This is a genomic window from Marinactinospora thermotolerans DSM 45154 (assembly GCF_900167435.1).
GTDB lineage: Bacteria > Actinomycetota > Actinomycetes > Streptosporangiales > Streptosporangiaceae > Marinactinospora > Marinactinospora thermotolerans.
Window position 1 is genome coordinate 40,795 of sequence record NZ_FUWS01000014.1, and the last position, 14,296, is coordinate 55,090.

The 14,296-nt window shown below is 73.7% G+C and carries 14 protein-coding genes; 5 read left to right on the forward strand and 9 right to left on the reverse strand.

Going from position 1 to position 14,296, the window contains the following annotated elements; translation table 11 throughout:
• Positions 1–493: 493 nt before the first annotated feature.
• The gene (locus B5D66_RS21885; RefSeq protein WP_078763691.1) at positions 494–1,051 is read right to left on the reverse strand and encodes a TetR/AcrR family transcriptional regulator; all 558 of its coding nucleotides are present in this window, start codon (positions 1,049–1,051) and stop codon (positions 494–496) included.
• A 118-nt stretch (positions 1,052–1,169) separates the two neighbouring features.
• On the opposite strand from B5D66_RS21885, the gene B5D66_RS21890 reads away from it, so the two are divergent.
• Positions 1,170–2,372 carry an FAD-dependent monooxygenase gene (locus tag B5D66_RS21890; RefSeq protein WP_078763692.1) on the forward strand — a complete coding sequence of 401 codons (1,203 nt, stop codon included), beginning with the start codon at positions 1,170–1,172 and terminating at the stop codon, positions 2,370–2,372.
• 395 nt (positions 2,373–2,767) lie between these two features.
• Here the strand turns inward: B5D66_RS21890 and B5D66_RS21895 are convergent, their stop codons facing one another.
• On the reverse strand, positions 2,768–3,313 hold the full coding sequence (locus tag B5D66_RS21895) for a GNAT family N-acetyltransferase (protein ID WP_200813747.1): 546 nt from the start codon (positions 3,311–3,313) through the stop codon (positions 2,768–2,770).
• Between the two features lie 324 nt (positions 3,314–3,637).
• Here B5D66_RS21895 and B5D66_RS21900 point away from each other — a divergent pair, with 324 nt between their 5' ends.
• Both B5D66_RS21900 and B5D66_RS26575 read left to right on the forward strand, forming a co-directional pair.
• Positions 3,638–4,171 (forward strand): hypothetical protein, encoded by a 534-nt coding sequence (locus B5D66_RS21900; protein ID WP_078763693.1) that lies wholly within the window; start codon positions 3,638–3,640, stop codon positions 4,169–4,171.
• Positions 4,172–4,241: 70 nt separating this feature from the next.
• A complete protein-coding gene (locus B5D66_RS26575) occupies positions 4,242–4,478 on the forward strand; it encodes a CDGSH iron-sulfur domain-containing protein (protein ID WP_394330080.1) in 237 nt (78 codons plus the stop codon).
• Here the strand turns inward: B5D66_RS26575 and B5D66_RS21910 are convergent.
• The 4 genes from B5D66_RS21910 to B5D66_RS21925 form a co-directional block, all read right to left on the reverse strand.
• The gene (locus tag B5D66_RS21910; protein WP_078763695.1) at positions 4,365–5,423 is read right to left on the reverse strand and encodes a glycosyltransferase family 2 protein; all 1,059 of its coding nucleotides are present in this window, start codon (positions 5,421–5,423) and stop codon (positions 4,365–4,367) included. The two genes, B5D66_RS26575 and B5D66_RS21910, sit on opposite strands and share 114 nt — an antisense overlap.
• Entirely contained in the window at positions 5,420–6,439 is a 1,020-nt protein-coding gene (locus tag B5D66_RS21915) for an iron-containing redox enzyme family protein (protein ID WP_078763696.1), read from the reverse strand. Before B5D66_RS21915 ends, B5D66_RS21910 begins: the two co-directional genes overlap by 4 nt.
• Before the next feature lie 29 nt (positions 6,440–6,468).
• Positions 6,469–7,206: a class I SAM-dependent DNA methyltransferase gene (locus B5D66_RS21920; RefSeq protein WP_078763697.1), complete on the reverse strand. Its 738-nt coding sequence runs from the start codon at positions 7,204–7,206 to the stop codon at positions 6,469–6,471.
• 147 nt (positions 7,207–7,353) lie between these two features.
• On the reverse strand, positions 7,354–10,326 hold the full coding sequence (locus B5D66_RS21925; RefSeq protein WP_235001156.1) for an FAD-binding and (Fe-S)-binding domain-containing protein: 2,973 nt from the start codon (positions 10,324–10,326) through the stop codon (positions 7,354–7,356).
• 263 nt (positions 10,327–10,589) lie between these two features.
• Here B5D66_RS21925 and B5D66_RS21930 point away from each other — a divergent pair, with 263 nt between their 5' ends.
• Entirely contained in the window at positions 10,590–11,033 is a 444-nt protein-coding gene (locus B5D66_RS21930; RefSeq protein WP_078763698.1) for a hypothetical protein, read from the forward strand.
• A 13-nt stretch (positions 11,034–11,046) separates the two neighbouring features.
• Positions 11,047–11,130, forward strand: a complete 84-nt coding sequence (locus B5D66_RS26385; RefSeq protein WP_268805633.1) for a zinc ribbon domain-containing protein — start codon at positions 11,047–11,049, stop codon at positions 11,128–11,130.
• Between the two features lie 38 nt (positions 11,131–11,168).
• Here the strand turns inward: B5D66_RS26385 and B5D66_RS26490 are convergent, their stop codons facing one another.
• The 3 genes from B5D66_RS26490 to treZ all read right to left on the reverse strand — a co-directional run bounded on the left by B5D66_RS26490 (position 11,169) and on the right by treZ (position 14,212).
• Complete coding sequence (locus B5D66_RS26490) at positions 11,169–11,804, reverse strand: TetR family transcriptional regulator (RefSeq protein WP_078763699.1); 636 nt, start codon at positions 11,802–11,804, stop codon at positions 11,169–11,171.
• 17 nt (positions 11,805–11,821) lie between these two features.
• Positions 11,822–12,073, reverse strand: a complete 252-nt coding sequence (locus B5D66_RS26495) for a hypothetical protein (protein ID WP_078763700.1) — start codon at positions 12,071–12,073, stop codon at positions 11,822–11,824.
• A gap of 363 nt (positions 12,074–12,436) precedes the next feature.
• Complete coding sequence (gene treZ / locus B5D66_RS21945; RefSeq protein ID WP_200813748.1) at positions 12,437–14,212, reverse strand: malto-oligosyltrehalose trehalohydrolase; 1,776 nt, start codon at positions 14,210–14,212, stop codon at positions 12,437–12,439.
• Positions 14,213–14,296 lie beyond the last annotated feature (84 nt).

Consider the following 14,296-nt stretch of genomic DNA (forward strand, 5'->3'; position numbering starts at 1 on the left):
GGGCCTGGATCGAGGCCCGTCTCCCTGTCCCTGCCTTGTCTCCGGGCACGGCGGAAGGCCGGACGGAGCCCGCGCCGTCCCGGTAGGCGATGCTAGCGTCCGGGACACGGTACCGGGAGGCGAACAGCGCAGCCCGGCGCAGGACGCCGCCCTCCCCGGCCCGTCGGATCGGGAGGGCGGCGAGGGCGACGGATCGGAGACGGCGAGCGGGGACCGGATGGCCCTGGCCTCCGCGGTCCCGCCCTCAGCGGGGTCGCCGCTCCTGGGAGCGCGCCCTGGACGGCTTGGGACGAGGACGCGCGCCACCGTGACCGGGCCTCGTCGAAGCGGTTCGTCGATCAGCGCCCGCCCGGATCGGCGCTCCGTCACGCCCCTGGGCCATCCCTGTTCGAGCGGGCCGGGGGCCGAAGCACCTCCGTTCGGTTTCGTTCCCGTGTTGGCCGCTCGGCCGGCCCGGCGCGCCCACCGGCGCTCTCCCGGAGAGGCGGCGGAGCTAGGACCGCTTCTCCAGCAACGGCCCCAGGGCCGCGCAGGCGGCGTTGAGCGCCGCCGAGCGCAGCTCCTCCGGCGGCATGCCGATGAAGACGAGCGTGCAGTCGGCCAGTCCTCCGATGGCGACCACCGCGCGGGCACGGTCCTCCAGGGAGGGATCGGGGCCGGCGAGCAGGGCGATCAGCCGGAGACGCCAGTCGGCGACCCGGGCGGCGAAGTCGAGGTAGCCCAAGACGTCGGGCTCGCGGGCCACCAGCGCGGTGATCCGGCGATGGCGCAGGTAGAGGTCGTAGTAGCCGGCCAGCAGGGTCCGCGGGTCCACGTCCTCCTCGGCCTCGACCCGGGCGAGGAAGGACTCGACGTCGTCGACGAGCGGTTGGATGAGGCTGCGCACGAGCTCTTCGCGCGAGGAGAAGTGGTAGTAGAGGGCCGGCTTGGTCAGCCCGAGCCGTTCGGCGATCTGACGCAGGCTGGTGCGCTGGACCCCCTGTTCGGCGAACAGCTCCAGGGCCACGGCCCGGATCCGGTCCTTGGTATCGCTCGTTCGCGGTCGGACCACGTGCGTGTCCTCCTTTCTCGACCGCCCGAGCCTAGTCGATCGCGATTCACCTTCCCGGGGTTGACGCTCACCCCTCATTCATTTACCTTCCGGTAAGTAAATGAATAGGAGAGGCCCTATGGAACCTCGCAGCACCACCGTTCTCATCTCTGGAGCGGGCATCGCCGGCCCTCTCCTGGCCTACTGGCTGCACAGGTACGGCTTCACCCCCGTCGTGGTCGAACACGCCCCCGCCCTGCGCGCCGGCGGCCACCCCGTCGACCTGTTCGAACCCGCCATGGACATCGCCGACCAGATGGGGATCGCCCCCTGGATCCGCGAGGCGGACACCACGACCCGGACGCTGCGCCTGGAACGCACCGGCCGGCGTCCGATCGAACTGGACCTGGACCGCCTGTCCACCGGTGCGACCGAACGACACGTCGAGGTCATGCGCGGCGACCTCTCGGCCCTCCTCCACGAACGGACCCGCCACGACGTCGAATACGTCTTCGGCGACTCCGTGCGGTCCCTGCGCGAAGACCCCGGCGGGGTGGACGTCGAATTCGACCACGGCCCCTCCCGCCGCTTCGACCTGGTCGTCGGCGCCGATGGCACGCGCTCGGTCGTGCGCCGCCTGGCCTTCGGTCCCGACGACCGCTTCCACCACTACGTGGGCGGGCACGTCGCCGTCTTCGCTCCCCCAGGTCTGCGGGTACCGGCGGGACGTATGACCGTCCACCTGGGGGTGGGGCGATTGGCGGCGGTCTATGGGACACCGGATGACGGCGAGGGCCGGGCGGTGTTGCTGTTCCGGCGCGCCGAGGAGATCCCGGCCGAGGAGCGCCGCGACCGGGACCGGAGCCGCGCCCTGCTGCGCGCGGCCTTCGCCGGCGAGGGAGGGCGGGTCCCCGAACTGCTCGCCGGGCTGGACGCGGCCGAGGACCTCTACTTCGACGCGATCGGACAGGTCCGATCGGACCCCTGGCACCGGGGCCGGATCGTCCTGGCCGGGGACGCCGGATACGCCCCCGGAGCGGCCGTGGGAGGCGGCACCACCGTGGCCTTCGTCGGCGCCCACTCCCTCGCCCGCTGGCTGGCGCGTACCGGCGGCGACCACGCCGCCGCCTTCGCCGGCCACCGGGAGGAACTGCGCGACTACATCGGACGCGCCCACGGGATCGCGCCCACGGCCATGCGGACGCTCCTGCCCACATCCGCAGCGCGGGTGGCGCTGAGCGCCGCGGTGCTCCGGGCGGTTCCCCTGCTGCCGGCCCGGCTATGGCGCGCCCTGCTCTCGACGGAGCGACGCGCCACCAGGGTGCTGTCGAAGGCCCCCTGACAGAACCGGGTTCTCGTGGTCGTTGCAGCACCCCACGTGAAGGGGTGGGATGGGCGACTTCGAGGTCCGGGACCGCCGGGAGCCCCACGGCCCGAGGAGGCCGGCCCGCGAGCGGGAGGCATACTTGCGCCTCCTGGACCAGGAAGTCTCCTACGCCGAGGCGTGCCGCATCGGCGGCATCACCACCTGGACCGGCAAGCGGTGGCGCAACGGCCGCAACGCCTCGGGCCGGGACTCGTCCGGACGCCCCCGAAACGATCACCAGATCCGGCGGGTGGTGAGCACCGCCGGTTCCGCGGGCGTGGACCTGGCGACGCCCGCCCGCGCGGCCCCGCCCCGAGTAGACGAAGGTGAGCGGACCGGACATCCGCCCCGTCGTGGACCGCTCGGCTCCCTCAGCCGCTCTCGGGGGACAGGAAGACCACGATCTCCTCCCCGGGCTCGTCCGGTTCGGTCGCCTCCTGCCAGCCGCGACCACGGTAGAAACCGACCGCCTGCGGGGACCGGGCCGAGGTGACCAGCCAGGCCCGCCCCCGCGGAGCGCGCCCGCGCATCGTGTCGAGCAGGCGCGTGCCCAGGCCGGCGCCACGCCCCTCGGGAACGACGGCGAGCTCGTCGACCTCCAGGGCGTCGACGAGCCGGACACGCACCCGCTCCGCGCCGAGACGGCGGGTGACGTCGGGGTAGCGGCGGTCCGTGGGAAACGGCGCCTGGGTCAGCCAGGCCGTGGCGAACCCCAAGGGGTGCGCCTGGTCACCCGCCAGCGCCGCCACGAACCCGGGGCGCAGGACGTCGGTCCGCAGCCGGCGGGCGAACAGCCCGACCCCTTCCTCCGGTTCGTTCCACGGCGGCGCGCCGAAGACCCTGCGGTACATCTCCACGAGCGCCGGTGCGACCTCCAACGCCTCCGCGCCCTCATACACCCGGATCCGCACGCCCACGCCCCCTCCACGACTTCCTGCCGTCCCACGACTTCCCCCTGTGTCGCCCGTCACTCTCGCAGGCGCCACGCGGTGCGGCAAGCACACGCGGCCCTCTCCGCGTTCCCGGGGAAGGGGCCGGGTACCCGGCCGGGGCCCGGGGCGGGACGGTGTCGCCTCGGCGTCCACCGCGCCACGGGACGCCGCCAGGCGGGACCGGCTTCCCCGCGCTCAGCCTCCCCCGCCGCGCTCCCCTCCGGGGTGTTTGTCCCCTCACCGCGCGGGCAGCCGCCCTGCGGGCGGCGAAGCCGCCGCCCTGTCCCGACGCAGGAGGACGGAGGCAAGATGAACGGCGTTTTCTCGCGCGGCGCGCTCTACGGACTGCTGGCCGGCGCCGCCGGCACCCTGGTGATGACGCTCGGCGAACGGCTGGAGCAGCGGTTCACCGGCCGGCCCGACTCTCAGGTGCCGGCGCGGACCCTGGAGCGCCTCACCGGCCGGCCCGAGCCCTCCCGCGGCACCGGCCCGGCCATGCACGTCGGCCAAGGGGTGCTTCTGGGCGCCGTACGCGGGGTCATGTCCTGCGCGGGCCTGCGCGGCCCGTGGGCGTCGGCGATGTTCGGCGTGGTCCGCCTGACCTCCGACCAGATCCTGGAGAACGCGACCGGGGTCGGCGCTCCCCCCTGGACCTGGCCGCGCCGGGAACTCGCCGTCGACCTCGCCCACAAGGCGGTCTACGCCTTCGCCACCGGCCTGGTCAGCGACCTGCTGGCCGCACGCCACGGTCCCGGCCCCGGTCTGCGGCACGCCGAACTGCTCCCCGGGCGGCACGAGGACGTCGGGCCGCTCCCCCGGCCCCGGCGGGCTCCGGGAGGCTGACCCCTCCCCGGTTACCCCGGCCACCGTCGGGTAGCCGGGGAGCGTGGAGACGTCCGAAGGCACAGACGCGGTGACGGTGACCCCGTGCGAGAACGGCCCCCTGCTCCTTAGAGGCGCGTTCCGGCTGACCACCCACGAGGGCGAGGAGATCGACCCCGGCCGGCGCACGGTCGCACTGTGCCGGTGCGGCGCCTCAGCCGTGAAACCGTTCTGCGACGGCTCCCACAAGGCGATCGGCTTCGTCGCGCCCAGCGGTGCCGAGGTCGCGCCACGCGAGGATCCTCCCCCGGACGGCGCGCCGACGTAGCGCCCTGGAGGGGTGCGCGGCCACCCGCAGGCGTCCTCCCGCGTAGGCCACCCCCCTGCCGCTGACCGCGGCGGCCAGCGCCCCCCAGCTGCACACCCCGCGCTCGAGCACCCACACCGGGGCCAGCAGGCTGGCCCGGAGCGGGAACACCCGGGTCCCCTCCCCCCTGCGCCTGCCCCACTCGGCCAGCGCGACCAGCGCGCCGGCCCCCGCGGCCAGCGCCCGGTAATGACGTCCCCGCAGCGCGACGCCCACGGCCGGCAGCACCGCCAGGAACAGCGCCATGCGCAACGGCTGTGCGGTGTCGTCGTAGGCCTGGCGAAGCCGCTGGTCCCAAAAGCGCCTCGTGGTGGGGGGCCGCCGTCGGACGTGCAGATGGGCCGGCCGGACCTCCACCCCGCCGTGCGCCCGTACGGTACGGATCAACTCCAGGTTCTCGAACAGGACATCACCGTCGTATCCCCCCATGCGCAGGAAGGTCGACCGGCGCACCCCGAAGGTGCCCGGATAGTCGTGGCCCACGCCACGGTTGAGAAGGGTGCGCGCGGTGTCCCAGAGGGCGTGCCAGGGGAGCGGGTCGAAGTAGTTCTGCGGTCGCACGAGGTCGGCGTGTTCCAGCAGGGCGGCGACATCCGCCAGTGCGCGCGCGTCGTAGCGGACGTCGTCGTCGGCGACGATCACCCGCTCCGCCCCGGCGTGCCGCATCCCCGTGAGCACGCCCCACACCTTCCCGTTGGCGCACCGCAGGTCCGGGTCGGGGCGGAGATGGGTGACCAGTCCCGCCCAGGCGCGGGCGTGGGCGGCGAAGACCTCCGGCGGGGACCCGTCCACGACGAGCACCTCGGCCCGGGCGGCGATGCGGCGCAGGTAGCCGGTCAGCTCGGCCAGTCCCTCGTCCCCCTCCCACCGGAGGGGGAGCACGTAGGACAGCGCGGGGGCGTTCACGCCGGCACCCCCCGGCCGATCGGATCCTCGGCGCGCAGCGAGGACGCGCCCCGCTCCCAGCAGGCCATCAGGTGCGTGGCGAACAGGCGGTCCAGTTCCAGGCAGACCCCGGCTCCGAACAGCACCTCCCCGGCGAGGTCGGGGTGCTCCCCGGCGAAGCGGCCGCACATGTCGTGCGCGGCGACCTGCTCGTGGACCGCGTCGGCCTGGACGTGCTCGTCGTAGAAGAGGCGCGTCGCCGCGTCGGCCCCCAACCGGCGCAGCCCCGCCGAATAGGCGCGGTTGGGCAGGGAGGAGGTCATCTCGAAGGCCGCGAGGTGTCCCAGCAGCGCGGCCCGCCGGGACCGGTGCAGGCCAAGGAGTGACATGGCGTTGTCCACGGCGAGGGTGATCGCGGGAGCCCGTTCGACGTGGGCTCCGTAGGAGTCGTCCAGGCCCAGGCCGCGCATGGTCGCGCGGAACAGCTCGGCGTGCATGCGTTCGGGCCGGCCGCCCCCGTACTCGTCGGCCTGGATCTCCACCAGGGCGGCCTTGGCCGCCCCCCTCAACCGGGGGATCGCCCAGGTGTGCGGATCGGCCTCCTTCAGGTGGTAGACCGAGCGGTGGACGACGAACTCGCGGAACTGCTCGATGTCCGCGCGACGTTGCAGGAACGCCGACAGCGACGGTCCCGTCTCCCGCGCGGTCATCCGCGCCAACGCGCGTGGGACCTCGGCGGCGTCGACGCGGGGCAGCGGCGGCACCACCGCGCGCAGCGCCTGTTCGAAGCGCCGCTCCAGCCCGCGGCGGACCCGCAACAGCGAGGGCTCCCACTCCCAGTCGGCGGCGACCTCGTCGTAGCCGTTGTAGTGCAGCTCGTAGCAGACGTGGAGGGCGAGCTGGAGATCCTCGTCGTGGAGCGCGGTGTCGGCCGGTCCCCGCGCGGGCGCCGGCAGGGGCGCCAGCTCGCCGACAGGGCCGGTCAGCTCGGCGAACAGCGCTTCGGTGAGCGGTCCGCGGGGCGTGGGCAGCGGCATACGGTTCTCCTCTCCAATAGCACGTGGGGTCAGCAGGGGCGGCGGTAGACCGTGACGTGCTCGCGGCTGGTGTCGGCGAAGGGGGTACCGTGCCAGTCGGACCAGCGATGTTCCAGCTCCAGCCCGGCCAGCCGGGCCATCAGGTCCAGCTCCGCCGGCCAGGCGTAACGGTGGTTGGCGGGCAGCAGCCGCACCCCGCGCGAGGTGACGCGCACCTTGGTGGTGCGCATGTACTGGTCGGCGGGGAAGATCTGCGCCGCCTCCAGCACGACCTCGTCCTCGGCCACCGACAGCAGCCGTACGGCCTTGCCGTCCCGGAAGGCCGCCGAATCCGGCGTCCACGCCTCGACGACGAAACGGCCGCCCTCGCGCAGGTGGGCCGCCGCGTTGGCGAAACAGCGGACCTGCGCCTCCTGGGAGGGCAGGGCGAAGACGGTGTTCAGGGCGAGCAGCACCAGGGCGAACTCGCCCTCCACCCGGGTCTGGGAGAAGTCGCCCATGTGGACGGGGATGTCGCGGCCCCCGGGTTTGGCCCGCAGCTGGGCGGCCATGTCGGGCGAGCCCTCGATACCGGCCACGGGGATGCCTCGCTGTACCAGGGGCAGGGCCAGGCGTCCGGTGCCGACCCCGAACTCCAGGACGGGTCCGCCCTCGCTCAGCTTGGCCAGACAGGCCACGGCCGCCTCGGTCGGCAGCCCCTTGACGGTCGCGTCGTAGATGTCGGCGATACGGCTTCCGTAGTCGGACGGATCGAAGTCCGGCTCCATGGCGGCTCCCCACACTCGGCTCGGCCGCCAGCTACCCCCCGCCCCTTGCGCGAAACGACGGTCCGTTCTCGCGGGAGTCCGCCCGCGCCCCCGCGCCGCACCCTGTTCGGGAGGAGCCCGCCCGCGCCTCCCGTCGTGGGGCTCGGGTCACGTCTCCTCGCGCGTCCCGCCGGAGGGGGCGCCCGGTCCGCGGTCCCCTCCGGCGCGCAGTGCCGCGTGCAGGACCTCGGCGAGGTGCCGGGCGCGCCGGTCGGTGCCCTGGGCGATCTGGGTGCGGCAGGAGAAGCCGTCGGCGAGGACCAGGTCCTCGCGGGCCGCGGCCCGGACCTTGGGATAGAGCTCGCGCTCGGCGCAGGCCTGGGAGACCTCCCAGTGGCCGCGTTCGAACCCGAAGTTGCCGGCGAGGCCGCAGCAGCCCGAACCGATCCTGTCGGACCGGACGCGCAGACGCCCCAGCACCCTCAGGTCGGCGTCGAAGGACCCCTTCGCCTCCTGGTGGCAGTGGATCTGGGTGACGGCGTCGATGTCGAGGTCGCCGAAGGGCCAGGGACCGTCGTGGGCGTCGACGAGCTCGGCCAGCGTGGTGACCAGCCGGGCCAGACGGTGCGCGCGCGGATCGTCCGGCAGCAGCTCGCGCGCCTCCTCCCGCAGCATCACGGCGCAGGAGGGCTCCAGCACCAGCACCGGCCTGTCCGCGGCGAGCGCCTCCTCCAGGGCGCGCAACGCCCCGCGCAGGGCGCGGCGGGCCGGGCCGAGCTGGCCGGTGGAGTGCCAGGTGAGTCCACAGCACACGGGGCCGCGCGGTAGTTCGACGCGGTATCCCAGCGTCTCCAGTACCTCGACCGCGGCTCGGCCGGGTCCGGGATCGTGGAAGTTGGTGAAGGTGTCGGGCCACAGCACGACGGTTCGGGGACTCAGGGATGTCGCTTCTTGTGCCGCTGCCTTTACATTGTAGATTTTCTGGGGTGAGGGGCGCCTCCCCATCCACCGGCGCAGCGTCGGCGCGGCGAAGCCGATCATCTCTCGCCTCGGCTCGATCCCCGCGATCCGCTTGACCAGGGCGGCCACCCCCGGGCGGGCCGTCAGCGCGTTGACCGCCCGCGCGACCGGAGCCGCCACGGTCACCAGACGGGACCACACCGGAAGCCACCCCATCGACAGGTGGGCCAACGGACGGGGTCGCCAGGCGTAGTGGCGGTGCAGGAACTCCGCCTTGTAGGTGGCCATGTCCACGTTGACCGGACACGCGGTGGCGCAGGCCTTGCACGACAGGCACAGGTCCAGCGCGTCACGCACCTCGGTGGAGCGCCACCCACGCGGCAGGGTCTGTCCCCTGAGCATCTCGGCCAGCACCCGGGCCCTGCCTCGCGTGGAGTGGACCTCGTCCCGGGTCGCCTTGAAGGAGGGGCACATCGATCCGGCGTGCAGCGTGCGACACGACCCCACCCCCACGCAACGGCCGACCGCGCGGGCGAAGGACCCGCCGTCGCCGCTCAGCGCGTGCACGGGAACGAGGTCCAGGCGATCGTGCCCCGGCCCGGGGCGGACCTCGGCGTCCAGCGGGGCCGGATCGACCAGCACCCCGGGATTGAGCAGCCGCTCCGGGTCGAACACCTCCTTGAAGGCGGCGAAGGCCGCCAGCGTCTGCGGACCGTACATGCGCGGCAGCAGCTCGGAGCGGGCCCGGCCGTCACCGTGCTCTCCGGACACCGAACCGCCGTGCGCGGCGACGAGATCGGCGGCGTCGGCCATGAACGCCCGGTAGGCGGCGAGCCCGTGTTCGGTGTGCAGATCGTAGTCACAGCGCAGGTGCAGGCACCCCTCGCCGAAATGGCCGTAGGGGATACCGCGCAGCCCGTGGGAGTCCATCAACCGGTAGAGGTCGCGCAGGTAGTCGGCGAGCGCGCCCACCGGTACGGCGGAGTCCTCCCAGCCCGCCCACGCCTCGCCGCCGTCGGCCATCCGCGCGGCGATGCCCGCCCCGGCCTCGCGGATGGCCCAGAGGGCACGCGCCTGGGCCGGGTCGGTCACCACCCGCGCGCTCGCCGCGGGGAAACGCTCGGCGACCAACGCCGTGACGGCTCGCGCGGCCGCCATGGCCTGTTCGGTGTCGGCGCCACCCACCTCGCAGTACAGCCATCCGTCACCGGGGGGAAGTTCGCCACCCGCCTGTTCGCGGCCGGGCCGGGTCCGCAACGCGTCGATGAGGTCGCGGGCCATGCCCTCCACGGTCAAGACGTCACAGCGCGCCACATCGGCGGCCGCGGTCGCCGCCTCGAAGACGTCGGGGAACCCGAAGACCACCAGGAGGCGCACCGGAGGGGAGGGGACGAGCCGGACGGTGGCCTCGGTGACCACCGCGCACGTGCTCTCGCTGCCGACCAGGGCCTTGGCGACGTCGAAACCGTTCTCGGGCAGCAGGTGGTGCAGGCCGTAACCGGAGACCTGGCGGCTGAAGCGCCCCAGTTCGGTGCGTAGGGGGACGAGGTGACGGTCGCGCAGGCGGCGCAGCCGGTCGTCGATGTCGGGGTCTCCGCTGCTCCCCCGCCCGGCGTCGATGGCGCGGCCGTCGGCGAGCAGTCCCCGCAGCCCGATCACGTTGTCGGCGGTGGTCCCCCAGCGCACCGAGTGCGGACCGCAGGCGTTGTTGCCGATCATCCCGCCGATCGTGCAGCGGGAGTGGGTGGAGGGGTCGGGGCCGAAGGTCAGCCCGTGCGCCGCCGCCGCGGCGCGCAGGTCGTCCAGCACGACACCGGGCTGCACGACGGCCGTGCGCGTCCCGGGGTCGATGGAGACGATGCGGTCCATGTGCCGGGAGAAGTCCAGCACGATGCCCTCGCCGATCGCGTTGCCGGCGATGGAGGTGCCACCCCCGCGCGCGGTGACCGGGGTGCGGCTCTCCCGCGCGACCTCCAGCACCCGGGCGACGTCGTCAGCGTCTCGGGGCAGCACGACGGCCGACGGCGGGATCCGAAAGACCGAGCCGTCGGAGACGTAGGCGGCCCGGGTCGTCGCGTCGCCGCGCACGACCTCGGCCGGGAGGACCCGCCGCAGGCGTTCGATCACCTCCCGCGCGTTGTCTCCCGCCGCCGCACGCGCCTGTTCCCGCCTGACCACCACGTGATCAGTCCTATCAGTCCGCGCCGGTCCGGCGCGAGGGTCCCGGCGGCGCCCGCCGGGACCGCCCCCTCGGCGCGGCCGGGGCCTGCGTCGCGGCGCCCCGCCCGGCGCCCGCGCGGGCGGCGAAGGGCCGCGGCGGGCTCCGGCGGCCCGGAGAGCGCGTCCTTCCGCCCGCCCCGTCCCTCCCCGGCGGGTCCTCCTCCGGCCGCCGTTTCCCCCTCGTCCACTCGCGTGGGCGGGCATGGCGGTCATAGGCTCGGGCCATGGGACATCGACACCCGAGCAAGCTGGAGAACGCCGAGATCGCCCACGCTCGCGCGCGCTGGCTGCTCCGTGCCGAACTGGCCTACTGCAAGGAGTGCATGCTGGAGGGCGAGAAGGAGGCCCTCTCCGACCTCACCCCGGGGGGGCTGTTCGACTCGCTGTGGCGGGGGTGGGTCCTGCAACAGGTGGCACGCTGGCGGAACCCCCGCCACAAGGCCACCTTTCCGGCCATGGCCTATGACCTCGCCCCCCCGCAGGAACTCGCCCTGTTGCACGTGTTGACCCGCGACTGCCTGCGCGTGTGCTCGGTGCACGGCGCGCGTGGCACCCGCGTGGACTCCTCTGCGGTCCTGGAGGGACTGGGCCAGATGTCGCGTAACGACAGGTCCCTGGTGCTCGACGACGTCCTGGACGGACTGGCCGAAGGGAACGCGGTTGCCTAAGCACGACAAACCGGTGACAAGCTCCTGCTCCGCGTGCGGGGAGGTGCTCAACGCCGGAGTGAAGACCTGTCCCAACTGCGGCCACCGCAACACCTGAGCCCCGCGCGGTCGCGGGAACCGCCCCCGCGGCCGCGATCACCCCCGGGGGATCGGACCATAGCCGAGCACAGGCCCCAGGTATCCGAGGAGGACCCCCTTCAGCTCGGCCAGCAGCCGTTTCCGCTGCTCCGGCTCTGCCGCCATGACCAGGGGGAACAGGCCCCGGGTCGTGGCGATGCAGACCCGGGCGAGCATGTCGAGGCGTTCCCGGGCCAGATCCGGGGCCCTGACCCGAAACAGCTCGCACAGTCCCTCGGCGATCCCCTCATGGACCTGTGCGGCCACCTCGGCCAGGCGGGCCGAGGTGGCCGAGCCGTGGAAGAGGACCCAAAAGGCCGGGCGTTCGGCCTTGAACGCGGCCATCGCGCCGATCACCCGGTCCAGCAGCTCGTCGAGCGGCAGCCGCGCCACCTCCTCGTTGAGCTGGGCGCCCCAGAAGGCGGCGGAGCGCTCCGTGTAGCGGGGGACCAGCGCCGTCAGGATCTCGTCCTTGTTGCGGAAGAACTGGTAGAGCGAGCCGGGGGAGACGCCGGCGCGGAACGCTTCGCCGGGCGGGAGCGCACCTGGCTGTCGGTGGTCCCGGGGGTGGAGCGGCTTGAGGAGGACCCGTTCGGTCTGGGGGAGGAGGTCCGTGCCGCCCCGGCGCCCGCCGAGGTCATGGCCGGCGGCCACCCCGCCGAGCTGCTGGACTACCGCGACGTGGTGATCGAGCGCGTTCCGCTCATGCTCGGGCTGATGTCCGTCACCACGCTGGTGCTGCTGTTCCTGCTCACCGGCAGCGTCCTGTCGCCGGTGAAGGCGACGGTGCTCAACCTGCCGAGCCTGCCGGTGATGTTCGGCGCGCTGGTGTGGGGGTTCCAGGAGGGCGACCTCTCCGGTCTGCTCCCCTTCACCCCGAGCGGGACGCTGGAGACGGGCATCCCCCTGTCGATGTTCTGCATCGCCTACGGGCTGTCCATGGACTACGGGGTGTTCATGTCGGCCCGGATCAAGGAGGAGTACGAGCGCAGCGGGACACCACCGCCGCGGTCGCCGCGGGCTTACGGCGCAGCGGACCGCTGGTCTCGGCGGCCGGCGCGATCCCGGCGCCATCCTTCGCCGCCTACGCGACCTCGGGCCTGGTGTTCCTCCAGATGCCGGGGGTGGGGTCGGCCCTGGCGATCCTGGTCGACGCGACCCTCATCCGGGCGGTCCCGGTCCCGCGCTGATGCGGTCGGCCGGCGGGGCGAACTGGTGGGCGCCCGGGCCGCTGCGCCGACTGCACGCCCGGATCGGACCGGGCGAGTCGGGTGCGGCCGGGCCGCTCACGTCTCCAGCACCGCGAACGCCCGCCCCGGCACCCGTGCCTCCGCCCCGTTGAGGCCGGGGTGGGCCGAGGCCAGCAGGACGCGGCCGGCCGGCCGGTCCAAGACGACCGTGGCCGGCCGCGTCCCCAGGTTGCACACCACCCGCAGGTCGCCGCGGTGCAGCACGAGTGTGCGGGCAGCAGGGTCGGCCCGCACGGTGAAGCGGTCCAGGCGCGGATCGGCGAGTTCGGGCCGGCTCCGGCGCAGCGCGATGAGGTCGCGGTACAACCGCAGCATCCACCGATGCGGTTCCGCGTCGCGTTCCTCCCAGCGCAGCACGGAGGCCGACCGCGTCGCCGGATCGATGGGATCGGGCACCTGCGCCTCTCCCCAGCCGTGCGCGGCGAACTCCCGGCGCCGTCCCCTGCGCACGGCGTCGGCGAGCTCGGGGTCGGGGAAGGACGCGAAGAAGCGCCAGGGGGTGGAGGCCGCCCACTCCTCCCCCATGAACAGCATCGGCGTGTAGGGCGAGCACAGCAGGATCGCCGCGCCGCAGGCCAGCAGGCCCGGATCGGTGCCCGGGGAGAGACGGTCGCCCGCGGCCCGGTTGCCGACCTGGTCGTGATTTTGCAGGTAGGCGACGAAACGGCTGGCCGGCGTGCGACGGGTGTCCACGGGGGCGCCGTGGCTGCGGCCGCGAAACGACGACCAGGTCCCCGCGTGGAAGAACGCCTGACGCAGCGTGGTGGCCAGGACCCCCGGTGCGGCGAAGTCGGCGTAGTAGCCCTGTTCCTCGCCGGTAAGGGCGGCGTGCAGGGCGTGGTGGAGGTCGTCGCACCATTGCGCGGTCATGCCGATCCCCCCGGCCTCGCGCGGTGTGACCATGGCGGGATCGTTGAGGTCGGACTCGGCGATGAGGCTCAGGGGACGGCGCAGGCCCACCGCCAGCGCGTCGACCTCGGCCGTCAGTTCGGTGAGCAGGTCGGCGGCGCGGCGGTCGACGAGCGCGTGCACCGCGTCCAGGCGCAGCCCGTCCAGGTGGAAGTCGCGCAGCCACCCCAGCGCGTTGTCGATGACGTAGCGGCGTACCTCGTCGGAGCCGGGACCGTCGAGGTTGAGGGAGGGGCCCCAGGCGTTCTCACCGCTGAAGTAGGGGCCGTAACGGGGAAGGTAGGCGCCCGAGGGGCCGAGGTGGTTGTAGACGACGTCGAGGATGACCCCCAGGCCGCGGGCGTGGCAGGCGTCGACGAACCGTTTGAGGCCGTCGGGGCCGCCGTAGGGTTCGTGCACGGCTCCCCACAGCACACCGTCGTAGCCCCAGCCGTAGGGACCGTCGAAGGCGTTGACCGGCATGACCTCGACCAGGTCCACGCCCAGGCCGACGAGGTGGTCCAGGTGGGCCGACGCCGCGTCGAAGGTCCCCTCGGCCGTGAAGGTGCCGACGTGCAGCTCGTAGATGATCGAGCCGGGCAGCGCCCGCCCGGTCCAGCCGGCGTCGCTCCAGGGGAAGGCCGAGTGGTCGTAGCGCCGCGAGAGCCCGTGGACGCCGTGGGGTTGCCGCAGTGACCGGGGATCGGGCAACGGCTCGGTGTCGTCGTCGAGCAGGAACCCGTAGTCGGCCTGCGGAGGCGCCCCGGGCACCCGGACGTGCCACCATCCGCGTTCGTCGCGGGCCATCGGGTGGTCCTCGCCGTCGAGCCGCAACCGCACCCGGTCGCGCTCGGGCGCCCACACCGAGAAGGTGTCGCCATGGCCGGTCCGCTGGTCGGGGGGTCGGGGCAGGGTCGCGCTCACGGGCCTGTCCTTACCCAGGCCCGCGCGGGCCTACTCCGCCGACCCTCCGCCCTGCCGTTTCGCGGCCTTTACCCTCCCATGGCC

Excerpts from the sequence above, each read along its gene's own strand:
- B5D66_RS21915 (WP_078763696.1), bottom strand. The coding sequence starts at position 6,439 with ATGCCGCTGCCCACGCCCCGCGGACCGCTCACCGAAGCGCTGTTCGCC.
- B5D66_RS21900 (WP_078763693.1), top strand. The coding sequence starts at position 3,638 with ATGAACGGCGTTTTCTCGCGCGGCGCGCTCTACGGACTGCTGGCCGGC.
- B5D66_RS26495 (WP_078763700.1), bottom strand. The coding sequence starts at position 12,073 with ATGCAGAACATCGACAGGGGGATGCCCGTCTCCAGCGTCCCGCTCGGG.
- B5D66_RS21930 (WP_078763698.1), top strand. The coding sequence starts at position 10,590 with ATGGGACATCGACACCCGAGCAAGCTGGAGAACGCCGAGATCGCCCAC.
- B5D66_RS21920 (WP_078763697.1), bottom strand. The coding sequence starts at position 7,206 with ATGGAGCCGGACTTCGATCCGTCCGACTACGGAAGCCGTATCGCCGAC.
- B5D66_RS21890 (WP_078763692.1), top strand. The coding sequence starts at position 1,170 with ATGGAACCTCGCAGCACCACCGTTCTCATCTCTGGAGCGGGCATCGCC.